At 39.7% G+C, this 22,969-nt stretch carries 24 protein-coding genes; 3 read left to right on the top strand and 21 right to left on the bottom strand.

What is annotated here, in order from left to right:
* Positions 1–216 precede the first annotated feature (216 nt).
* From BUF11_RS04015 to BUF11_RS04000, 4 genes are all read right to left on the bottom strand, one after another.
* On the bottom strand, positions 217–552 hold the full coding sequence (locus BUF11_RS04015) for a P-II family nitrogen regulator (RefSeq protein ID WP_073587471.1): 336 nt from the start codon (positions 550–552) through the stop codon (positions 217–219).
* Between the two features lie 25 nt (positions 553–577).
* A complete protein-coding gene (locus tag BUF11_RS04010) occupies positions 578–895 on the bottom strand; it encodes a hypothetical protein (RefSeq protein ID WP_073587470.1) in 318 nt (105 codons plus the stop codon).
* Positions 888–2,576: a DUF1538 domain-containing protein gene (locus tag BUF11_RS04005; protein WP_084558431.1), complete on the bottom strand. Its 1,689-nt coding sequence runs from the start codon at positions 2,574–2,576 to the stop codon at positions 888–890. Before BUF11_RS04005 ends, BUF11_RS04010 begins: the two co-directional genes overlap by 8 nt.
* 196 nt (positions 2,577–2,772) lie before the next feature.
* The gene (locus BUF11_RS04000) at positions 2,773–4,863 is read right to left on the bottom strand and encodes an elongation factor G (RefSeq protein ID WP_073587469.1); all 2,091 of its coding nucleotides are present in this window, start codon (positions 4,861–4,863) and stop codon (positions 2,773–2,775) included.
* A gap of 346 nt (positions 4,864–5,209) precedes the next feature.
* Here BUF11_RS04000 and aroF point away from each other — a divergent pair, with 346 nt between their 5' ends.
* Together aroF and BUF11_RS03990 are read left to right on the top strand one after the other, a co-directional pair.
* Entirely contained in the window at positions 5,210–6,223 is a 1,014-nt protein-coding gene (aroF, locus tag BUF11_RS03995) for a 3-deoxy-7-phosphoheptulonate synthase (RefSeq protein ID WP_073587921.1), read from the top strand.
* A gap of 14 nt (positions 6,224–6,237) precedes the next feature.
* Positions 6,238–7,341: a prephenate dehydrogenase gene (locus tag BUF11_RS03990; RefSeq protein WP_073587468.1), complete on the top strand. Its 1,104-nt coding sequence runs from the start codon at positions 6,238–6,240 to the stop codon at positions 7,339–7,341.
* A 99-nt stretch (positions 7,342–7,440) separates the two neighbouring features.
* Here the strand turns inward: BUF11_RS03990 and queA are convergent, their stop codons facing one another.
* Genes queA through BUF11_RS03975 form a run of 3 tightly spaced genes read right to left on the bottom strand, consistent with a single transcriptional unit; the run spans position 7,441 to position 10,502 of the window.
* Entirely contained in the window at positions 7,441–8,499 is a 1,059-nt protein-coding gene (gene queA / locus BUF11_RS03985) for a tRNA preQ1(34) S-adenosylmethionine ribosyltransferase-isomerase QueA (RefSeq protein ID WP_073587467.1), read from the bottom strand.
* 17 nt (positions 8,500–8,516) lie between these two features.
* Positions 8,517–9,377, bottom strand: a complete 861-nt coding sequence (locus BUF11_RS03980) for a tRNA 2-thiocytidine biosynthesis TtcA family protein (RefSeq protein ID WP_073587466.1) — start codon at positions 9,375–9,377, stop codon at positions 8,517–8,519.
* 12 nt (positions 9,378–9,389) lie between these two features.
* Positions 9,390–10,502: a cysteine desulfurase family protein gene (locus tag BUF11_RS03975; protein ID WP_073587920.1), complete on the bottom strand. Its 1,113-nt coding sequence runs from the start codon at positions 10,500–10,502 to the stop codon at positions 9,390–9,392.
* Between the two features lie 319 nt (positions 10,503–10,821).
* On the opposite strand from BUF11_RS03975, the gene BUF11_RS03970 reads away from it, so the two are divergent.
* Positions 10,822–11,136 carry a hypothetical protein gene (locus BUF11_RS03970; protein WP_139243264.1) on the top strand — a complete coding sequence of 105 codons (315 nt, stop codon included), beginning with the start codon at positions 10,822–10,824 and terminating at the stop codon, positions 11,134–11,136.
* 42 nt (positions 11,137–11,178) lie between these two features.
* Here BUF11_RS03970 and BUF11_RS03965 read toward each other — a convergent pair whose 3' ends face one another.
* The 14 genes from BUF11_RS03965 to BUF11_RS03900 form a co-directional block, all read right to left on the bottom strand.
* Complete coding sequence (locus BUF11_RS03965; RefSeq protein ID WP_073587464.1) at positions 11,179–11,931, bottom strand: hypothetical protein; 753 nt, start codon at positions 11,929–11,931, stop codon at positions 11,179–11,181.
* Positions 11,932–11,943: 12 nt separating this feature from the next.
* Positions 11,944–12,633: an ABC transporter ATP-binding protein gene (locus tag BUF11_RS03960; protein WP_073587463.1), complete on the bottom strand. Its 690-nt coding sequence runs from the start codon at positions 12,631–12,633 to the stop codon at positions 11,944–11,946.
* A 14-nt stretch (positions 12,634–12,647) separates the two neighbouring features.
* The gene (locus BUF11_RS03955; protein WP_073587462.1) at positions 12,648–13,028 is read right to left on the bottom strand and encodes a GntR family transcriptional regulator; all 381 of its coding nucleotides are present in this window, start codon (positions 13,026–13,028) and stop codon (positions 12,648–12,650) included.
* Positions 13,029–13,393: 365 nt separating this feature from the next.
* Positions 13,394–13,933, bottom strand: a complete 540-nt coding sequence (locus tag BUF11_RS03950; RefSeq protein ID WP_073587461.1) for a transcriptional repressor — start codon at positions 13,931–13,933, stop codon at positions 13,394–13,396.
* Between the two features lie 44 nt (positions 13,934–13,977).
* The gene (locus tag BUF11_RS03945) at positions 13,978–14,124 is read right to left on the bottom strand and encodes a FeoB-associated Cys-rich membrane protein (RefSeq protein ID WP_073587460.1); all 147 of its coding nucleotides are present in this window, start codon (positions 14,122–14,124) and stop codon (positions 13,978–13,980) included.
* Positions 14,125–14,211: 87 nt separating this feature from the next.
* Positions 14,212–16,344, bottom strand: a complete 2,133-nt coding sequence (gene feoB, locus BUF11_RS03940) for a ferrous iron transport protein B (protein ID WP_073587459.1) — start codon at positions 16,342–16,344, stop codon at positions 14,212–14,214.
* Between the two features lie 27 nt (positions 16,345–16,371).
* The gene (locus tag BUF11_RS03935) at positions 16,372–16,596 is read right to left on the bottom strand and encodes a FeoA family protein (protein ID WP_073587458.1); all 225 of its coding nucleotides are present in this window, start codon (positions 16,594–16,596) and stop codon (positions 16,372–16,374) included.
* 12 nt (positions 16,597–16,608) lie between these two features.
* Positions 16,609–16,821, bottom strand: coding sequence for a FeoA family protein (locus BUF11_RS03930; protein ID WP_073587457.1), 213 nt, complete (start codon positions 16,819–16,821; stop codon positions 16,609–16,611).
* 129 nt (positions 16,822–16,950) lie between these two features.
* Positions 16,951–18,273 carry an ATP-binding protein gene (locus BUF11_RS03925; RefSeq protein WP_073587456.1) on the bottom strand — a complete coding sequence of 441 codons (1,323 nt, stop codon included), beginning with the start codon at positions 18,271–18,273 and terminating at the stop codon, positions 16,951–16,953.
* Positions 18,274–18,408: 135 nt separating this feature from the next.
* Complete coding sequence (gene argS, locus BUF11_RS03920) at positions 18,409–20,169, bottom strand: arginine--tRNA ligase (RefSeq protein ID WP_073587455.1); 1,761 nt, start codon at positions 20,167–20,169, stop codon at positions 18,409–18,411.
* 107 nt (positions 20,170–20,276) lie between these two features.
* Entirely contained in the window at positions 20,277–20,474 is a 198-nt protein-coding gene (locus tag BUF11_RS03915; protein WP_073587919.1) for a PspC domain-containing protein, read from the bottom strand.
* 114 nt (positions 20,475–20,588) lie between these two features.
* A complete protein-coding gene (locus BUF11_RS03910; protein ID WP_073587454.1) occupies positions 20,589–21,617 on the bottom strand; it encodes a DUF4097 family beta strand repeat-containing protein in 1,029 nt (342 codons plus the stop codon).
* Positions 21,614–22,354, bottom strand: coding sequence for a DUF1700 domain-containing protein (locus BUF11_RS03905; RefSeq protein WP_073587453.1), 741 nt, complete (start codon positions 22,352–22,354; stop codon positions 21,614–21,616). The genes BUF11_RS03910 and BUF11_RS03905 overlap by 4 nt, the downstream gene beginning before the upstream one ends.
* Positions 22,351–22,674, bottom strand: coding sequence for a PadR family transcriptional regulator (locus BUF11_RS03900; RefSeq protein WP_073587452.1), 324 nt, complete (start codon positions 22,672–22,674; stop codon positions 22,351–22,353). Before BUF11_RS03900 ends, BUF11_RS03905 begins: the two co-directional genes overlap by 4 nt.
* Between the last annotated feature and the right edge of the window lie 295 nt (positions 22,675–22,969).

Here is a 22,969-nt window from a genome sequence, read left to right as displayed (position 1 = left end):
ACCCTACTTTGAAGCGTTCGTCGACACTTTTTCAGAAGTTACCCGCAAAATCCTGAAATGTCAGCACCAATTCCAACTGTTTCATCAATAGAAGAAAGAGCCTGTTTACGATTAATGCACGCAGACAGGCTCCTGACAAGTATATACATCATATTTGAAATCACGTTTTCAAATCAGTTCCTTACAAAATCCACCCAATTTGCTTACACGTCATTTTTATTCGCCAAACTCATTGGTTCCGGCTCTTATCCCAATAATATCATTTATCGGCATAAGAAAACAGATTCCATGCAACGGGGACTTCCAGCCTGCATTTTCCTTGATTGCCATCATAATTCGCTTTGCAGTGGCTTCGTCAACAATTGTCAGAATGATTTCCTTTTCATAATCAACGGTTATTCCCATGAACATTTCATGATGAGAACCCTCACCTCGTGCATTTATGACTGTAGCGCCACCTGCCCCTTCCGCCCGAATGATATCCATGATTGTATCTGTATATCCGGCATTCACTACAATAAAAAGGGCTTTGATTTTATCGGAACTTTCCATTTGAATTGCTTCCTCCTAGTAAATGTTAAAACGCCATACCCAATATGGGCAATGTAAAGGCTATCCCTGTATTAGGACGGCCAAAATCAAATTCATTCAATAATATCTTAAATATAGCATCCGTTTTATCTTTTGGCAAGATGCAAGTAATAATTACCTTGTTTTCTTCAGGAACAAACCCCAGCATATCCATCAAATAGCTGCACTTAACAGTTCCCTTTCCATATATGGTGTTGACAATCCGGCAATCGATGTCACATATTTTGCTCAATAGTGCATCTTTTTGTTTTCTGCCGGCGATTAAAATTAAATATTCAACATTATCAATTAAGTGATTATTCATACTTGACCTCCTTTAAGTCGGAGTTTTGTTCTAAGTCACATCCTTCGGCACTAAACGCGTCTCCCACATAATCGGTTTCATTTTCCATATCATTTTGAGTTTTCATATCGGCTTCTTCTTCCATATCCATTTGTGCCGCATAAGAAAATAATTCTTCATACTCCGCATTTTCATATTCTGCATTAATCTTCAGTGCCTGTTTAACTTTTCTATCGTATATAATTCCCAATGCCTGCACTGCAATCAAGGGCGTTACTGATATAAAAGCAATGATTCCAAATCCGTTTGTCAGCACAGACTGTGCTTTGGCACCTGCTGTCGATGCAACAGCCTGGGCGGTCCCCAAGGTAAGGGGGGTCAAAAATGCCGATGTTAACGCTCCTCCTGTCACTCCGCCTGAATCAAAGGCAAGCCCTACGAATAAAGAAGAAGTAAACAGCATCATAATCAGAGCCAAGGCATAAAGAGGAATCAGGAACCAAAGAATATTGACCTGAGTCAGGATTTTAGCCATGGAAAGCAATGAGGCAAATCCAATTCCAATGGCAAGGGTAATCCGGATCGTCAGCTTTTTAATATGACCATTGGTAATTTCCTCGAGTTGTTCTCCCAAGACCGTAACAGCGGGTTCCGACAAGGTTATAGCAACTCCCAAAACAAATCCAAGAGGCAGGAGAAGCCATTTAAACCATTCCGGGCGAGCTCCATTCAAGAATATTTCTCCTATATACTTGGCTGCAAACGCAAACCCATAATCAATTCCTGATAAGAAAATGAGCAAGCCTATGTATACCGGGGCAATACCAAGAAGTATTCTTTTAAATTGCTTTTTAGGCAGCTTAATGACAAAAAGCTGAAAAGGCAGAAAAACAGCTACAATAGGTATTAAAGCAAGAGCCACACCGGAAATATTAGAAAGAATTATCGATACAAAACTTTCTGAGGCACCAGGATCATATACTCCCGCTGCCGGAATCTCCCCGCCATACATAATTTTCATTACTATTCCGTAAATAAACACTGCCAGTATAGGACCTACCGAAGCAATTCCGATGATTCCAAATATATCGTCATTGGTTTTGCGTTTTGACATTGTTGCCGAAATTCCCATACCCAGTGCGAGAATAAACGGGACGGAAATATCACCGGTCGTAGCTCCACTGCCATCAAAAGCCAGCGCCACAAATTCCTCAGGAACAAAAATTACCGTTAAAAATATCAGGATATATAGTATCACAAAAACAACCTTGATATTCATATCCTTGACAACACGGTACAAAGCGAGTCCGACGAATATGCCAACTCCCGTACTTAAAATCCATACAAAAACAGTTTCATTCACCCCGTTCATAATCATGTGGGTCTGCCGTGCAAGTACTACTAATGCAGGCTCTGCGACCGTTGCAAGAATTCCGAACAAGACACCAAACAGTATGACGAATATGCCCTTATTAAATTTTGCTAATGAACTTCCCACAAGTTTCCCGACCGGCAGGATGCTTGAATCCAATCCAATCAGAAAAAAGGCTTGCCCAAATACAACACTCGCATAACCCACAGTTAATTTAATATAGTCATGCGGGTTCTCTAACGGCGCCACAAATACGCAGATAACTATTATTATAATTGCCAAGGGAAGTGATGATAAAAAGACCTCTTTTAATGTTCGTAATGTTTTCATATTTCCATTATACAGGAAAATGCAAAAAACACAACCCTAAATATGAAAGTTAATAGTTAATTTATATAATTTATTCAATTATACGAGCTGTACGATAAATAATCTATATTGTATGTAAAATGAAAAGCTCCATAGCAGAGATGCCATAGAGCTTTTCCCGTAGTTGTTATTTTATTCCAGCCTCTGATAATTGACGTTACTCTCCGGCTGCCATCAGTTCTTTCTCATTCTCATCGATAACTTTTTGCTGAACATCTCCCGGTGCCTGCTCATAACGGTTAAATTCATAGGAGAAATCTCCCGCTCCGCCTGTCATGGAACGAAGATCCGTCGAATAACCATAAAGCTCTGATACAGGGATATCTGCTATGATTTCCTGCTTTCCTCCCGTTACCGGATTCATACCAAGAACTCTGCCTCTTCTCTTATTCAGATCCCCCATAATATCGCCGGTATATCTATCCGGTACTAATACTTTAAGGGTTGCAATCGGCTCTAATAATATCGGAGAAGCAGCTATAAAGCCCTGCTTAAATGCCTGAATGGTTGCCATCTTAAATGCCATTTCAGAGGAATCCACCGGATGGTAGGACCCATCTACCAAAGTCGCCTTTAAGCCAACAACAGGATAGCCTGCCAAAGGTCCTTTTAGGACACATTCCGCAATTCCTTTTTCCACTGCCGGGAAATAGTTTCTAGGAACTGCACCGCCAAATACTTTTTCCTCAAATACATAAGCTTCTTCCATATTGCCGGAGGGTTCGAATTCAATATGAACATCCCCGTATTGACCATGTCCTCCTGACTGTTTCTTATACTTGCCCTGTATTCTTATCTTCTTCCTTAAGGTTTCCCTGTAAGGAACCCTGGGTTTCATCATTTCTATTTCAACCTTATATTTATTGAATAATTTTGTTACAACGATTTCAAGCTGCTGGTCTCCGATTCCATAAAGAAGCGTCTGTCTATTCTCTTTATCATTTACCACCTTTAAGGTAAGATCTTCATCCATTAATTTAGCCAAGGCCTGGGATACCTTATCGTCATCTCCTTTATTTTTTGTCTTAAATCTCTGGTAGGTGTAAGGTACCGGCATAACGGGCCTGTCATAGACTACAGGAAATGCTTTTGTAGAAAGCGTATCACCGGTAAGGGTATTACTTAGCTTACCGATAGCACCAACGTCTCCGGCATGAAGCTCATTTACTTCAATCTGCTCTTTCCCTCTTAAGACATAAAGGCGGGATATTTTTTCTTCCGTATCCCTTTCAGCATTATAAATAGTCGAATCGGACTTTAATATACCAGAGCATACTTTAACCAATGAGAATTTTCCAATGAAAGGATCGGCGATGGTCTTGAAGACCTTTGCTGACATGGGCAGCTCTTCTTTGTAATCTGCCTGAAAGATTTCTCCGCTTTTGAGAGCTTTTCCTTTGCACTCACGCTTTGCCGGTGCAGGAAAATACTTCTCGATTGCCTGCAGCAACATAGCAGGACCTTGTGCATATAATCCTGAACCCATTAAGACAGGAACAACATTTCCGCCGATTACATTTTCCCTTAATGCAATTGATATCTCATCCTGGGTAAATTCTTCCCCGGCAAAGTACTTTTCCATTAATTCTTCACTGGTCTCTGCAACGGAATCAAGCAACGTCTCTCTGAATTTATTTAAATTCTCCATAGAATAATCGGGTATCTCACATTCCTCATATTTACCCATGGAGGTGAATCTTCTTCCTGCCATCTTAACAACATTTACAAAACCTACGAATTTCTCATTCTCTCTGATTGGAATATGAAAAGGTGCTATTTTTTTTCCATAATGTCCCGTTAAATCTTCTACTACCTGCCTGTAACTGGCATTGTCATCGTCCATATCTGTTACAAAAAACATTCTCGGAAGGTTATATTTCTCGCAATAATCCCAGGCTTTCATGGTTCCTACTTCAATACCGGACTTTGCAGCAATTACAATTACTGCTGCATCTGCAGCCGCAAGTCCTTCCTCAACTTCTCCCATAAAATCAAAATATCCTGGGGTATCAAGAATATTAATCTTGGTATCCTCATAGACAATGGGGATAAGAGAAGTGTTAATAGAGAAAAGCCTTTTTGCTTCTTCCTTATCATAGTCACTAATGGTATTACCTTCTTCTACTTTTCCCTGACGCTTTGTAATTCCTGCCGAAAATGCCATAGCTTCTGCAAGAGTAGTTTTCCCGCAGCCACCATGGCCTAACAAAACAACGTTACGAATTTTTTCCGAAGTGTAAACATTCATCCTTTTTTCCTCCATTGCTATATTTTTTGTAACTGTAATTATAGCTATATTTTACTAAAACTAGTCTGAATTTACAACTACTTTATGTGTATTTGACACATTAATTTGTCCATTATATTTTTTTATCAGCACTTTATACATGGAATCTTGCTTTTACTGCTATTTTCTCAATGGTTCTACAAATAGTTCGAAATTATTTCTGTCTGTCTTTAAAGCGTTGCGCTTTAAAGTGTTACACTTTAATGTTTTGCAGTATTGACATGAGGTAAAAGGAGGAGTACAATGTATGAAGTCAATGAAATCAAAGTTTGCTATACAGAAAAACAGGAAAGGCATGGATATTAGTATGATTATCGTAATGAAACCAAATGCAAAAAAAGAGTCCATCGACAAGATTATCCGGATTATTGAGGAAAAAGGACTTACACCCCACCTGTCAGCTGGCAAAGAAGTCACAATTATAGGTGTAGTAGGTGATAAAACAAAGCTCCAGGACCAGAACTTAGAAATCGCAGAAGATGTAGATAAAATTGTTGCGGTAACAGAGAGCTATAAGCTTGCCAACAAAAAGTTCCACCCTGAACCTACAATTGTAAAGGTAGGCAACGCTCTCATCGGAGGAAAGGACTTGGTGATAATGTCCGGTCCCTGTGCGGTAGAAAGCAGGGAACAGCTTTTTGAGACTGCTCATGCCATAAAAAAAGCAGGAGCACAGATTCTTCGCGGAGGTGCTTATAAACCCCGTACTTCTCCCTATGCTTTCCAGGGATTGGAGGAGGAAGGACTTAAATTCATGAAGGAAGCCAGAGAAGAAACCGGCCTGGCTGTCGTATGTGAAGTAACCAGTCTGGCTGCAATTGAGGCCGCTGTAAAGTACGTGGATATGCTTCAAATAGGTGCAAGAAATATGCAAAACTTCTACCTTCTTAAGGAAGCAGGAAAGACAGGCCTTCCCGTTCTTTTAAAGCGAGGCCTGTCCGCCACCATAGACGAATGGCTCAATGCGGCAGAATATATCATTGCAGAAGGAAATCCCAATGTGGTATTATGTGAAAGAGGTATCAGAACCTTTGAAACAGCCACACGCAATACGCTTGATATCAGTGCTGTACCTGTAATCAAGTCAAAGAGCCATCTTCCTATTATTGTAGACCCCAGCCATGCCAGCGGTGTCAGAGGCTATGTAAAACCCCTTTCCAGGAGTGCTATTGCTGTCGGTGCTGATGGCCTTATGATAGAAACACATCCAAACCCCGCTATTGCCTTATCAGATGGTCCCCAATCCCTTACATTCCCACAGTTCGAGGAGCTTTGTGACGAACTGCGTCCTCTGGCAGCTTTAATGGGTAAAAAATTCTAAATACGGAGATGCCTATGAACGACTTGGTTGTTGGCTTTATCGGCTTTGGATTAATAGGCGGTTCTCTCGCGCATGCCTTGCGGGAGCAGAATCCAAAGCATAGATTAATCGCCTATTACTATAATAAGAATAAGGTGAATTCAGGATTAACAAAGGCCGTACAGGATGGTGTTTTAGACGATATTGTTTTTGATCTGGAATGCCTTCGGGAATGTGACTTATTGTTTCTTTGTGCGCCTGTCCTGTCCAATATATCGTATCTTTCCAAACTAAAGAATATCGTAAAAACAACCTGTATTATAACAGATGTCGGAAGTGTAAAAGGGAATATTTGCAAAGAAGCTGTAGCACTTGGTCTGGGCAGCCAGTTCGTGGGGGGACACCCTATGGCAGGCTCTGAAAAAACCGGTTATACCAACTCAAGCAGCAGGCTTTTAGAGAATGCTTATTACATACTTACTCCGACAAAAGAGACAAAGGAAGGTATAACAGAGATTCTCTACTCTCTGATTAAAAGCCTTGGTTCTATCCCGGTCATTTTAAGTCCTTCCGAACATGATGATATAACGGCAGCTATCAGCCATGTCCCTCACATTATTGCGGCATGCCTTGTCAATATGGTAAAAAAAGCTGATAATGAGGATAAGATGAAAACACTGGCGGCAGGGGGTTTTAAGGATATCACAAGAATTGCCTCCTCTTCTCCCGTTATGTGGCAGAATATCTGTTTAACCAATACAGACAGTATCCTGCATTTTCTGGACAATTATATTGATTCCCTTAATGAGGTGAAGGATTCCCTGTCGGCAAATAAAGAAGAGGCCATCTTTGATTTCTTTCAAAGTGCAGGTGAATACAGGGACTCCATCCCAAATACTTCGACAGGCCTGCTAAATAAAGTATATGAGCTGTATTTGGATATTAATGACGAGACCGGTGCCATTGCTACTGTTGCCACTTTACTTGCCACCAATCTAATCAGTATTAAAAATATAGGCATTATTCATAACAGAGAATTCGAAGAAGGGGTACTGCGCATAGAATTTTATAATCAGAATTCCTGTGAGGCGGCAGCGTTACTGCTAAGAAAACATAATTACACAGTATATGAAAGATGAGTTCAAACGCTTGAGAAGAAAAGCATGAAGATAAGCCACCGAAACCATTGTTTTAGTATAGTTTCGGTGGCTTATTATTTTTTGGGAAATAAATCCGTGTCAAACTATAAACATGGCATCTCCAAAGCTAAAGAAGCGGTAACGCTCCTTCACAGCTTCTTCATAGGCTGCCATGATATTGTCCCTTCCTGCCAAAGCAGAAACCAGCATCATAAGGGTGGATTCCGGCAGATGGAAGTTGGTTATAAGGGCATCCAGTACCTTAAACCGATAACCGGGATAGATAAAGATGGAAGTGTCACCGCTTCCCGGATGTACCACCCCATTCTCATCCGCAGCGGATTCTACTGTTCTGCAGCTTGTAGTTCCGACACAGACAACTCTTCCGCCCTTTTTCCTGGTATCATTAATAACAGCCGCTGCTTCGGCGGAAACCTGATAGAATTCCGTATGCATATGATGCTCCAGTACATTCTCCACCTTTACCGGACGGAAGGTACCAAGTCCCACATGCAGGGTTACATTCACAATAGGAACTCCCATTGCTTCTATCTGCGCTAACAGCTCCTTTGTAAAGTGAAGCCCTGCTGTCGGTGCTGCCGCAGAGCCTTCTTCCTTGGCATATACGGTCTGATACCTGTTCTTATCAGCAAGCTCATGGGTAATATAAGGAGGCAGCGGCATTTCACCAAGCTGGTCCAATATTTCTTCAAATATCCCTTTGTAAGAAAACTGCACCAGACGGTTGCCATCCTCTAACTGGTCTATAATTTCGCCAGTCAGTAATCCGTTCCCAAAGCTTATCTTTGTTCCGGTTCTTGCCTTTTTTCCCGGCTTTACAAGGGTCTCCCAAATATCATTTTCTCTGCGTTTTAATAAGAGAAGCTCTATCCTGGCTCCATGGACTTCTCTTTCTCCTGCCTGGGGCTCCTTTTCATGGATTTTCTCACCAAGAAGCCTTGCCGGTATCACCTTTGTATTATTAATAACCAGGCAGTCTCCCGGTCTTAAGTACTCGGTTATCTGTTTAAATACTTTATGTGAAACGGCACCGGTTTTCTTATCAAGTACCATCAGCCTGGAGCTGGAGCGGTCTTCTAAGGGGTCCTGCGCAATTAATTCTTCCGGTAAATCATAGTTAAAATCCTGTGTTTTCAATTGTTTCCTCCAATCACTTATTCCTCTTGCGTCATGTTCTCTGCTGTAAGTTTGCTGTCATACTCATCCAAAAAGCTATGAGAAACCTGATGTTTCTGGTATCCGATCATTGTGTCAAGATTCACATTATGAATACTTCGAAAGATATTCATATCAATTACACTGCTTGTCTGCCTAAACTTCTTAACCAGCTCCTTCATCTCCTGACGCTTGGAACCTATGCCGTTATCTCCTAACATACAGTTTTCTGTCAGCCTGCAGGCACACTGGATAAAGGTCAGGTTATTGTATTTCTTCCATGCCAGGATATCGGCTTCTTTTACCATGTACAGAGGACGTATAAGCTCCATCCCTTCATAATTGGTACTATGAAGCTTAGGCATCATTCCCTTCATCTGCCCGCTGTAGAGCATACTCATAAGCACTGTTTCAATAACATCATCAAAATGATGTCCAAGAGCTATTTTATTGCAGCCCAATTCCTGGGCATGTTTATACAGATAACCTCTTCTCATCTTGGCACACAGATAGCAGGGTGAATCCGGCACAGAAGCCACTACCTCAAATATGTTGCTGTTAAATACCTCAATGGGTATATTAAGATACTCTGCATTATCTAATATAATCTGCTTGTTGTAGGGATTATAACCCGGGTCCATCACCATAAATACCAGATCGAAATGGAACTTTCCGTGCTTTTTCAGCTCCTGCATACATTTTGCCAGCAACATGGAGTCCTTGCCGCCGGAAATACATACGGCAATTTTATCCCCCTCTTTAATAAGCTGATAGTCATTGACCGCAGTAATGAATTTGCGCCATATTTCCTTGCGGAATCTCTTTATTATACTTCTTTCAACCTCTGTATACTTTTCCATGAATACCTCTTCCTATCCCTTTATAGCTTCCAGAAAAACATCCAGAAAGCGTTCTATTTCTTCTGCTGTTGTCATGTGGCTTAAGCTGATACGTAAAGTAGCCAGTGATAGCTTTTTATCCTTTGTCATGGCATAAACCGGTTTTGAGACTGTATTTACCGCACAGCAGGCGGACTTTGTTGCAACACAGATACCTTTTTCATCAAGAGCTGCCTGCAAAGCATTGGTGTTGACACCCTTTAGGCTTAGATTAAGAATGAAGGGTGAACCATCCTCGGGTGTATTGATAACTATATTTTTATTCTTTTCCAATGCTCTTCGAAGCAGCAGGTTCTTTTCTCTCACCTTATCATAGAATTCTTCCAAATGCCCTGTCGTATATGCCAAGGCACTTTCCAAGGAAACACAAAGAGCAAGGGCTGGGGTACCGCTTCGAAAGCTGGTGGTGCTCAAGCCTCCATGTATCAGTGGCTCTAACATAATCTGTTCTTTTTTTAACAGTACACCGATTCCGGTTATTCCGTATATTTTATGTCCGGATAAGGTCATCAGATCCATATTCTGAAAGGAAACAGGTATCTTGCCTACTGCCTGAGTTGCATCCACATGAAAAAAGCAATGAGGCTTTGTCTTTACCAGTTCATATATCTTATCAATTGGCTGTATTGCTCCGATTTCACTGTCTACACAGGCAATTGATACCAGTATAGTATCATCTCTTAACAGCTCCTTTAAATGCTCCAGATCGACGCTTCCGTCCTTGTTGATATTTACAAAATCCACCTCATAGCCTTCATTCTTAAGTGCAGCCACCGGTCCTGTGACGGAGGCATGCTCCAAAAATGAAGTAATTATATGCTTTCCATACCTTTGATAGCTTTTCGCTATGCCCTTTATCGCTAAATTATTGGATTCACTGGCACCGGAAGTATATATAATTTCCTCTTTTTTAGCAGAAAGTATTTTCGCAATGTTCTCCGTTGCCTCCTCCAGCCTTTTCTTTGCCATAACACCGGGTGTATGGGGCGAATTCGGATTGCCGGTAAAATCTCTGGCTGCTTCTTCAAATGACTTTAAAACCTCATCACATACCGGTGTATGTGCTGCATAATCTAAATATATCATAATAAATATGCCTCTTTCTCTATTTGCTTCTGTATCATCAGCCATTAGGCCTCGTATGTCTTTTTATACAACGTCCGAAATTTATCATACTGATACCGGCCGCTTTTGTCAATCCCATTGCCCGGAAATTACATGGTAAACCTGTGAAGATTATTTTTGAAAAGGAAGAGAGTTTTCTCGACTTTGCATGACATAATCATCAATTGATACTTAAAATACTCCCTAAAGTCATCAAAATTTACAGAAAATTCATTAACCTATTGCATTATCTTCAAAAGCATAGTATATTATGAAGAAAAAAGGAGAAAGGGTGATTTATATGAATTTCACAAATAATCATGGCGAATCCGATAGTTTTAAGGATGAGGTTGATCTGATTAAAGAGGTCATCTTTCAATTATGCATCGGCGAGATTCCCTTCACTTCCAGCACAAAACCAATAACCTTAGACTATCAAAACAGAGAAGTTATTCTTCTATCAAAAGGTGAAACAGTTGGCAGTATTCCATTTGAGATTATATACTTTGACATAAAGAGAAAACAATTGGAAGTAAAGGATTATGCAGAAGCAATATTAAAGATTATTGAAGAAGAAATTGGCAAGCTGGCTTTTGGAGATGTAGTTATTTTATAGCATAAAAAAATTCCCCGTACAGGGAATTTTTTTTTATACTTTTTATACACTAACTTTTTTGTCTAACATCCATGCCGTAGCAAGATAAGTGATAGCAGTCAATACCGTATACAGTACAATACTTATTATTATGGTAAAATCCGGGCCCTGGGGTATAGCTGGCATACTGGTTACTATGTCTGATATTTTACTGAATATATACTCTAGTATTAAAAAGATTATAAAGCTTATCAATGCTTTTCCCCTCTTATTTGCCAGAAATGTTGTACTAAGGGTAATGGAAAGATAGGCAAGTGTAATTGTACTAATCCAGGAAATTAACAGAGCCAGAACAGCCAGAACCAATAATTTGCCATCAACATCAATATGAAATTGTACACTTAAAAGTTCATGTAAAAAATCCTTTATTTCGTTAATAGAAGAATATTTTGCCAGCAAAGCTGCTCCGTCAACCGCAAAGATTAAGCCAAATACCAGACCTGATAAGATTATCTGGATACCGGAGCTTAATACCTTTGCTCCTACAATGGTATAGGGTGTATGGGGAGTCAGAAAAAGCATATAACTTTGCTTTTGCTTCAAATCATTATAATAGGTGATGATGGATTCAAAAGCAATAAAAAACATTGCTCCCATCGTAAATATTGTCAGCAGCCCAATTGCAAGGCCCATGGTATCATGCTTATCAAGTAACAGCCCGGAGAAAAATACCGCTTCACCAAGAGCTGCAATAATAATTATAATCAATTTCGAAAAAGCCTGTTTCCTTAATTCATACTTCATTAATTTCAACATATACTACCCTCCCTATGCATATATCTCTTTATATAATTCAACTAAAGACTTCTTATGGGTTGCCCTTAACTCTTCCGCCCCGCCTGCTAAATAAACGCCTCCATTTTTAATGAATATCGCGTTATCTACTACTTTTTCAAGTTCATCAACCAGATGGCTGGAGATAATAATGCTATTTTCATTTCCGATTGTCTCCAGTATTGCTGTCATTACTCTGTCCCTTGCGATAATATCTATTCCGTTTAAGGGTTCATCTAACATATAAAGCTCTGATTTACGTGCCAGTGTGGCAGCTAATTTTAACTTTGCGGCAAGACCGGAGGATAAAGTTTTCACATGATCTTTTTTACTCAATTCCATCTTCTCAAGGAGATCATCATACCTTTTCATGTCAAAATCTTCAAAGAAATCCTGATAATATTTACCTACATCTTCAACGGTCATATAATTGTAGAAAAAGGGTTCCGTTGACATATAGGCAACCTTTTTCTTAGACTCTACTCCTATGTTATTTCCGCAAAAAGCTATGCTTCCGCTGGTTGGCTTTACCAGCCCCGCTGCTATTTTCATAAAAGTTGTTTTACCGCTTCCATTTGGTCCTAAGAGAGCATATATTCTCCCTCTTTCGATATTCAAAGACAGATTATCAACTGCTCTCTTTGACATATACGTTTTTACAAGTCCGTTACATTCCAATAACATATTTGTCCCTCCTATTATTGTGCAATATCTGTTCCATCATATTTTTCAAACTTCTCTTCAAGAAGCAAAAATATTTCGTTCTTTGGCAACCCTAACTTTGACATTCCTGAAATAAACTGTTCTAACAGCTCATTTGCCATATCTTTTCTTATCTGACTCACCCTTTCCCCATCTTCAGTAACAAAGGTTCCAAGCCCTCTTTTCGTGTAACATATCTCCTGTGCTTCCAGCTCACGGTATATACGGTTGGCTGTATTGGGATTAATTTTATATTTTAATGCTAAATCCCTGCCAGAGGACATCTTATCTCCCAAACCTAGTACCCCTGTTACAATATCCTGTTTAATATCGTGGATAACCTGTATATAGATTGGGATATTATTATCAAATTCCATATACACCTCACTTTTCTATTCACCATGCTTTATACATTAATCTGTGCTCACAAAGAATAGCGAATTAATAAACCAATTTCTCATGTCACTAGTGAACTATATACATAGTACACTAGATTTATAGATATGTCAATAATAAATTTAAAAAAACAAAGAATCCCACTTGGGGGATTCTCCGCCTAAGGCGTGTTGCGCAGCAACAAATTTCCATACCGCCACAGTGAACTCTTGAGTGCACTCCTGCCTGGAAGGCTTTTTATGCAATGGGACGCAATTTCCTATTGCATAAAAAAGCTGTTGAAAACAGCTTTTGCATAATGTTTTATTATGCTTAATAAAGCTCTTTCAACAGCAATTATTACAAATCAGGCTAATTTGTCGCGTTTTTTACAATGATACTTGCAGGCTGTATTCTGACAGCCGCAGGCATTATACAAGTCTTCCTCACAACAATCGTCGTCATTTCTCTGGTTCTTGATTAATACAGTGATATTTTGGATATCCTCAATCCCCTGTTCTGCCAAAGTTTTCTGTAACTCCGTAAACCACAAGCCTTTTTTTATTCTGACAGTTTTGTCTGTCTCCCCATCGACGAAAAGTACTTGCTCTTCTTTCAGGTTTAGATTTTTATAATCTATCTGATAAAGATTCTTTCTATTAATAACTCCCAAATCTTCCAAGGTCTTAACCATTCGGTAAACTGTAGCAATTCCCACGGTAGAATCCTTTTTTACTGCTTTATAATATATTTCTTTGCAGCTGGAACACTCATCTTCCAGAATAACATCAATTAATAAACGCCTTTGCTCAGTAATACGGAACTTTTTCTTTCTAAGCTGGTTTATAATGAGTTCTCTTTTATGAAATTTAGCTAAGATTGTATCTTTCTCAGTTATCACATTCATAATTGCTCCTCCATTCCTGCGCATACCCTTGCTGCATCTACCATTTATTTTTTGCAGGAATCAGCTGATTTGCCGCAGCCGGAACAGCCGCATCCGCAGCTGGCTCCGTCTTTCTTAGCCTTAAAAGTTTTATAAGCAGCAAAAATGATACCGCCGAATACAATGGCTCCAACTATTATATTTGCTAACATATTAACTCCTTTCGTGAATATCAAATTAAAGATTTGATATTCCAAAACAACAATGAGTTACATAACTATATACAGTCCTCTCTGTATTTACACTGCTGCCTTTGCCTTTTTCTCTTTTACTTCACTTGGTTTACGTACCAGGAGATAAACCAGTAATATAATCAAAAGTAAGCCAACTGCTGTTCCGACATGAAAACCGTTGCCGGAAATAAAACTTCCCATCTGGAATACAATTGTTGCAACAATATAGGCAAATACCGTCTGATAACCGATGGAGAAAGCCGTCCATTTTCCGGATGACATTTCACTGCGTACAGCACCCATAGCAGCAAAGCAGGGAGCACAAAGGAGATTAAAAATCAGGAAGCTGTAAGCAGAAAGCTGCGTAAATTCACCCTGAAGGTTCTTCCAGAACTCGCCGCCATCTTCTGCAACATCTGCAAAGCCATAGAGAATACCAAAGGTTCCTACTACATTTTCCTTTGCAATTAATCCTGTTACCGTTGCAACGGCAGCTTTCCAGTTGCCCCAGCCCAACGGAATGAAGATAGGTGCTATCACCTTTCCAATTGCTGCAAGAATGGAATACTCTGTATCTACCATCTGTAATTTCCAGTTAAAGGAACTTAAAAACCATACCAGTACTGTTGCAAGAAGGATAATCGTGGAAGCCTTTTTGATAAAAGCCTTGGAACGGTCCCATACATGTATTAATATACTCTTGATGCCCGGAAGATGATAGGAAGGCAGCTCCATAATAAAAGGTGAAGGATCGCCTGAAAACATCTTCGTTTTCTTCAATAAAATACCGGATACAATGATTGCCGCCATACCCACAAAGTAAGCGGAAGGAGCAACAAGGGAAGATCCCGGGAACAAGGCTCCTGCTATAAGTGCAATAATAGGAAGTTTTGCACTGCAGGGAATAAAGGTGGTCGTAATAATTGTCATCCTGCGGTCGTGCTCATTCTCAATAGTACGGGTTGCCATGATTCCGGGAACACCGCATCCTGTTCCAATAAGGATGGGAATGAAGGATTTGCCGGATAAACCGAACTTACGGAAGATACGGTCCATAATAAAAGCAATACGTGCCATATAACCGCAGTCTTCCAGAAATGCCAGACAGAGGAAAAGTACCATCATCTGCGGCAGGAAGCCAAGAACAGCACCAACACCGGCAATAATACCGTCTAAAATAAGAGAATTAAGCCAGGCGGCAGTTCCAATATAGTCAAGGAAATTACCTACAGCCGGAGGTATAATATCTCCAAATAATACGTCATTGACCCAGTCGGTTGCCATACTTCCGACAGTAGAGATAGATATATAATAAACAAGGAACATAACAACAGCAAAAATCGGAAGCGCAAGCCATCTGTTAGTAACAATGGCATCAATTTTATCCGTTGCACTTCTTTTCGTTCCACTCTTTTTATGCACTGCTTGCTTCATTACCTTGCTTATGTAGCTGTAACGCTCATTGGTTATGATACTTTCTCCGTCATCCTTTAACTTGCTTTCACATTCCTGAACAATGTCTTTTACTGCCTTTAGCGTTTCGCCATCCAACGGAAGGCCTTCCATAACCTTTTCATCCTGTTCCAAAAGCTTTATAGCAAGCCAGCGTTCATTGATGCTGTCAGTCTTACCTTTCACCAAACCTTCTATCTTCGCCAAAGCATCTTCTACTTCCGTAGAAAAAGTATGTTTTGGAACAGCCGACACTTTTGACTTTGCCAGTTCAACAGCTTTTTGTGCCACTTCCTTTGTACCGATTCCTTTTAAAGCGGAAGCCTCAACAATTTCACATCCTAACTGCTCTTTTAGCTTTGGAATATCTATGGTATCACCGTTCTTACGAACAACATCAATCATATTAAGTGCCATTATTACAGGAATTCCAAGTTCCATAAGCTGCGTGCTTAGATATAGATTTCTTTCAATATTGGACGCATCTACAATATTAATAATGGCATCCGGCTTTTCAGTTATCAAATAGTTTCTGGCAACCACTTCTTCCAGTGTATAAGGTGAGAGCGAATAGATACCAGGTAAATCCTGAATAATAACGTCCTTTTGTCCCCTAAGGGCACCTTCCTTCTTCTCTACCGTAACACCCGGCCAGTTACCAACATACTGCGAGCTGCCAGTCAAGTCATTGAACATAGTGGTTTTGCCGCTGTTCGGATTGCCCGCTAGTGCGATTTTAACTTTCATTCTCAATATCCTCCCGTTATAAAGCATTTAGCCGACACTGATTTCTATTTGTGCCGCCTCGTCTTTTCTAATGCTTAATTCATATCCTCTTATGTTAACTTCTATCGGATCCCCCAAAGGTGCAACTTTTACCACCTTAACATCAATACCGCGCGTTATACCCATATCCATAATTCTGCGCTTTAAAGGCCCTTTCTCTCCAATACTGATTACCGTACCGGCCTGGCCTGGCTTTAAATCTCTCAAAGTCATTCTATATTCCTCCTAAGCTACCATAATTTTAGTCGCCAGGTTCCTATTTATAGCGACTCTGACACCTTTAGCCATAATAATAAAACCGCTGTCATTCTCTGATATTAATTTGACGCTTTCGCCTTTTACAAAACCTAAATCCTGTAAATGACGCTTCACATCATCCTTGCCTACAAAATCTATTATTACTCTTGTTTCACCAATTCCGGCAAATGCTAGTGACATATTCAACACTCCTTTTTTATTATGGGAACCATTATCATTTGTATATTATTATATGCTCCTTGCATTTGCTTGTCAATCATTTATTGGACTTAATTGAAAATAAATATCATTCTAAAGATATATGGATACTTACTCCTTTATTCCAAGCAGATAATTAATAAATTGCTGGGCAGTTCTTCCAGATCGGCCTCCATGGCTCATTTCCCATATATTTGCCTTCTTTAAGAGCTCCTCTTCTGTCAAATCAATCCCCTTTTGCTTGTAAGCAAGGCCTTTTACAATCTCAAAAAATTCCTTTTGGGCAGGTGCAGAGTAATTAATGGTGATGCCAAAGCGTGCAACCAAAGACAATTTCTCCTGCATCGTATCACTTCTATGAAGTTCATCCTTGGACATATCGGAGCGGTCACTCCAGGTTTCCCTGATAAGATGCCTTCTGTTAGAGGTAGCATAAATAAGCACATTATCAGGTCTTGTTTCCAATCCCCCCTCAATAACGGCTTTCAGATACTTGTATTCAATCTCAAACTCTTCAAAGGACAAATCATCCATGTATATAATAAACTTATAATTTCTGTTTTTGACTTCTGCAATGATTCCTGATAAATATTGAAACTGATGCTTATAAATCTCAATAATGCGAAGACCTGACTGGTAATATTCGTTGAGTATTGCCTTAACGCTGGAGGACTTTCCGGTTCCGCTGTCACCGTAGAGGAGACAGTTGTTCGCCTTTTTACCCTTTACAAAAGCCTCGGTATTTTCAATCAGTTTTTTCTTTTGCAGCTCATATCCGATCAAATCGGAAAGCAGAATTTCTTCGGTATTTAGAATCGGCACGATTTCTATTCTTCCATTCTCTTCCTGCAAGCGAAAGGCTTTATTTAATCCAAATTTACCTACACCATAATCACGGTAAAAGTCTGTTACCACTAAAAGCAGTTCCTCTTCTGTTAAAGCGAAAGAAAGCTGCTCTGATAAAAGCCTTATCTTGTCACTTACGCTCTTATTATAGCGTTTCTCGCTCTTCTCAACAGCATTGTAGTTAGTTATTGTTGAAAAACACTCAATTCCTAATCTTTCTTCTATCTTACCAAAATCATAATCAAATAATTCCTTAAATAATTTCAGGTCAGATTTTGCAAAGGTATTTACGCTTCCGTTTAACATGCCTTTTTTCTCACAGCTTATGCTAAAGGGATTCTCACTTGCCGCAAGAAGGAAAGCCAGATAATTCTGCCAAAGATTCTTATCAAAACCATATTCTGTTGCCAGTACCAGAAGCTTATTTATCTGCTCATAGATTTTCGTAATGTATTTATCCCTTAATTCCTCTTTCAGTACTCCTGCAGGTTCTTCCTCCAGCTCTTTTATAATAGCAGACAAGGCATGCAGGATGCCGCTTTCCTTTGCATTTCGGTAAATAACAAGCTTTGATACATATTGATACATTCTCTTTTCCTCCTTGTGGTACGAATCTCTGATAATAATTGTCAAATTGGGGCTGCTGCAATTACCATGCAACAACCCCATCCGCTATTTTATTCATAGTCTTAGCACAGACTGCTTCTGATACCATTGGTTTGCTTACATTCTCTCCGGTGCTTCAAATCCAAGCAGGGATATTCCGGTTTCAAGAATCCCTTTCACTAATGTAATCAATGCCATCCAAGACTTTTGTTTTTCTTTATTTTCTTCAGCCAATATTTTATTTTCATGGTAAAAGCTGTTAAATGCATTTGCTAAACCATAAAGATACTGGCAAATCTTATGAGGAGCATATTCATTTCCTGCCGCCTCTACTACTTCGTTAAATTTCGCCGCCTCTAACATCAAATCTATCTCTGACTGTGTATTTCCGGGCAGCAGAGCCTCTAAGGCTGCGATTTCCTTACCGTACTTTTGTATAATGGATTTGATTCGTACTATGGTATAAAGCAGATAAGGACCGGTATTTCCCTCAAAGGAGATAAAGCGTTCCAAATCAAAGATATAATCCTTGGAAGCCTGGTTTGATAAATCTCCGTATTTTAATGCGGCAAGTCCTACCTTCTTAGATATTTCCTCTGCTTCTTTCCTGTCCATTTCACGGTTCTCAAGCATTTTATCCAGAACTGCACTGCTGATATTCTCAATGAGATTTTCAAGGCGCATTACTCCGCCATCCCTCGTCTTAAAGGGCTTGCCGTCTTTTCCGTTCATGGTACCAAAACCAAGGAAGGTAAGTTTCGTCTCTTCCGGAACTAACAGGGTCTTCTTGGCACAACGGAATACTGTCTCAAAATAAAGTTCCTGCCTCTTATCTACTACGTACAGAATCTCATCAGGGTTAAACAATTCCATTCTTTCTACCATTGTAGCAAGGTCTGTCGTATTGTAAAGAGTGCCGCCGTCAGATTTTAGAATCATACAGGGGGGCATTTCTTTTGTATCGGTCTCTTCCTTTACATCCACAACGAGAGCACCTTCACTGATTCTTGCAAAGTTATGTTCCTTTAAGTAGTCCACCATTCCGGGTATATACCCCTGTGCATCACTTTCCTTTTTCCAAAGGTCAAAATCCACTAACAGGTTATCATAGTTCTTTTTTAAGTCTTCGATGGAAACATTCAATATATGCTGCCATAAAGCCCGGTATCCTGGATTTCCGTTCTGAAGCTCCACGGTCGCTGCTTTTGCTGCTTCCCTGAATTCTTCATTTTCCTTGGAATAAGCACTGGCAGCCGGATATATCTGCTCTAACTCACTTATTGTAAAAGGAGCTTCTGACGGATATTCCCCTTCATAATCCGCTTTAAAGTATACAAGGTCAGGCTGATCCATCTTAATTTTCATCATAATCAAGCCAATCTGCAATCCCCAGTCGCCAAGATGGACATCACCGATAACATTATGCCCAAGGAAACGGTCAATCCTTTTAATACTCTCGCCGATAATAGCGGGTCTTAAGTGTCCTACATGAAGAGGCTTTGCCACATTGGCTCCGCCGTAATCTATTACAATTGTTTTCGGTGCTTTCGTTTTTTCACAGCCAAATTGATTGTCTGCAGAAAGTTGTTTTACATAGTCCGTTATAAATTCACTCTTTAATGTGATATTAATAAATCCCGGGGCAACTGCCTCAATCTTCTCAAAGCTTTTACTGTTATTTAATATTGCAACAACTTCTCCTGCAATAGCAAGGGGAGCTTTTTTATAAGCCTTCGCAGCCGCCAGGGCACCATTACATTGATATTGACATAAATCAGGCCGGTTGGAAAGCGTGACAAAGCCATATTTCTCCTCATAGCCACTTGCCGTAAAAGCCTCCCTTACTTCCGTCCCAAGGATATCAATTATTTTTTGCATTTTTTGTCCTCCGTTAAAGCATTCCATATATTCGGTTTTTAAAATACTTTAACATAATTAACCCCTTCTGTAAACAGCAAAAGTAAAATGATTATTCGTGAATACGCTTATTCACAGTCCTCGTTGGGTACAACGATTGCTGCAATCAGATATATCCAGATTCCTGCTGTTGCACCTAAGAAAGCCAAAAGTACCATGATAAGTCTTACAAGAGTAGGATCAACATTTAGATATTCTCCCAGTCCTCCGCAAACACCTGCTATCATTCTGTTTCTTTTTGAACGGTATAATTTTTTATTTTCCATATTCCACACCTTTCCTGCTGCCTGCATGTTCTGTCAGTTCCGGCAGCAACTCTTTATTTTTTATTTTTATTTTAAAAGCTTTTTCCTTTAATAAGGTTATCTTGCCTTAACCTTTCAATCAATATTCACTGATATTGTACCGACATCACAACTTAGAGTCATATTATTTTTGGCAGAATTTTTCTGCGTAATATGCTTATTAATACCGTTATACTTTGTACCATTAAGTGTCAGAGCGCCGAGATTACAATCAATGGTATAATTATAGTCTTCCTCTTTTCCTTTAAGGTCTAAATTAATAGTTCCGACAGAGGTGCTTATGCTGCTGTCCCCTGTAATGCTGCCGCCTATAGTAATCGTACCTGCCATGCAGCTGATTGTACTGTTATGAATTGTTCCATCTTCTACTCCGATTTTTCCGGCATTACAGGTAAGTGTTCCTTCGTTAATAATACCTTTTTCAATTTCTAACATCCCGGCATCTACCTGATAAGTGGAGCTGTCTTTGACAGTAAGATTATCAATACTGCAGGTTCCGGCTCCTACTTTAATACTGCCGGTATCAGCAGATAAGCTGTCCGCGGTAATTGTTCCGGCTCCTACAGACAATGATATCTTATCCGCAGTAAAACCTTTTGGAAGGGTTACATACACTTCCGTTAAATCCTTTCTACTTACTGTATTATCAAGGTCGATATCTATTCCAAATACAGATATCTTGTTTTCTTTGCCGGAAGCTTTCTGCTTTGTGTTTATTTCTTCCAATGTCCATATTCCGTTCTTAACTTCACTGCTTATTCTATTCTTTCCTTCATTCCTGACCTCAAGAGTGAACTTATCTCCCTCTTTTATATAAAGCTTTCCGGCAAATATGTGAAAATCCAGACTCTTAACTTTCTGATAGGTCACCGGATAAGTATTGTCGGTGCCCGTATCCTTTACCTCCGTATCCTCTGCCGAAACTTCTTCTCCGTAATTGCTGCCTCCATTCCATATGCCCCAGCCATCTCCGTAACTTATGTCTACGTTCTGCCATTTTGTATACACTCTGTTATCCATGCCCAGTGCGACGATAACTAATACAATTCCGACTGCAATAGTACCGCCCGCTATACGGAACAGATTTTTTAAAAACACCCTCATGCGTACGCCCTCCTTCTTCGAAAAATTCTTCCAAAGATTTGCTTTACCCAGCCAATAACTGCCGGCAAAGCTTTACCTGCTATCCAAACAGTAGCAATTGTAAAGAGAATACCAACTCCAAGAACAATCAACCCACCGCCTGCAAGACTTAGACCAACGGCAGGTGTCACTGAAAGATTTAATACTCCTACAATTGCGATCACAACACCTACAATCAGCAGCGAAACCGATACTGCCACAAAAGCAATCCAAATAGCTGCCACGGTAACAACGGCAGCAGCAAGCAGGCTGACTAGCGTAATTACTATGGGAAGTCCTACAGGAAGGGCAAATAAAACCAGGATGATTACAAGCAGTATATTAGCAGGACCTTTCTTTTGCTTTTTTTCCTCTTTTGGAAACCTGTTTTCTCTAAATGTTTCGTTGCTGCTATTTTCCCTGTTCCTGTCTTCTGTAAAACGTCTTTCAAAGGAGGGGAGGTTTGCCTTTTCTTTATAGCCTTCGTGATATCCATCCTCTGCAAAATATCCGGTATCCTTGCTGCCGTATTCCAGGGATTTCTTAATGCTTTCGGCAATTTCTGCCGGTGAGCCTAATTCTTTGATGACATTTTCTTCTTCGTCTTTTCCTGCTTCTTCAAAATAATTGTCATAGAATTCAATTGCTTCTCTTTTCTCTTCTTCCGGTATGTCGGACAGCAGCCGCTTTAGCTCCTGCATAAATTCCGTTCTAGTCATAAGAATTCCACCCCCACAAAAATGTTGTTGATTTTTTCCGAATAATTCTTCCACTCTTTTATATAAAGCCTTAGCTGTGCTTTTCCTTTATCCGTAATCTTATAATATCTTCTGTTCCTGCCGTCAAAGGCGAGATCATAGACTTCCAGGCAATCCTCCTTCTGGAGACGCCTTAACACCGGATACAGGGTCGATTCCGATATATCAATAACCTGGCGGATATCCTGGGTTATCTTGTAACCATAAGTACCTTCCCTATCCTTGGATACAATACCAAGCACAATTGCATCTAACAGTGCAGCTCCTGTATTAAATACCATGATAACTTCTCCCTTTCTGCTTTCTTCATTTTACAACTGATGATTACCCCTTCTTTGCTATATTTTAATGTATTATTTATATTCTTACCTCCAAAACTTCCTGGACAGTTAATAGCATAAAACGAACTGTTTTTTTATTTTACAATATTATATGACGTATAATATTATTTGATAAATAAAATATAATCATTTTCTATTTAGATGTCAAGATATATTTGTAATCTTAATCTCATTTTAATCCATTTCTTATTATTCAGAATAATATCATCCGGATACAAAAAGACGAAAAAATATA

The sequence above is a fragment of the Anaerocolumna xylanovorans DSM 12503 genome, from assembly GCF_900143645.1.
GTDB lineage: Bacteria > Bacillota > Clostridia > Lachnospirales > Lachnospiraceae > Anaerocolumna > Anaerocolumna xylanovorans.
Note: the sequence above shows the minus strand (reverse complement) of the source record. Positions and strands in the feature narration are given on the sequence as shown.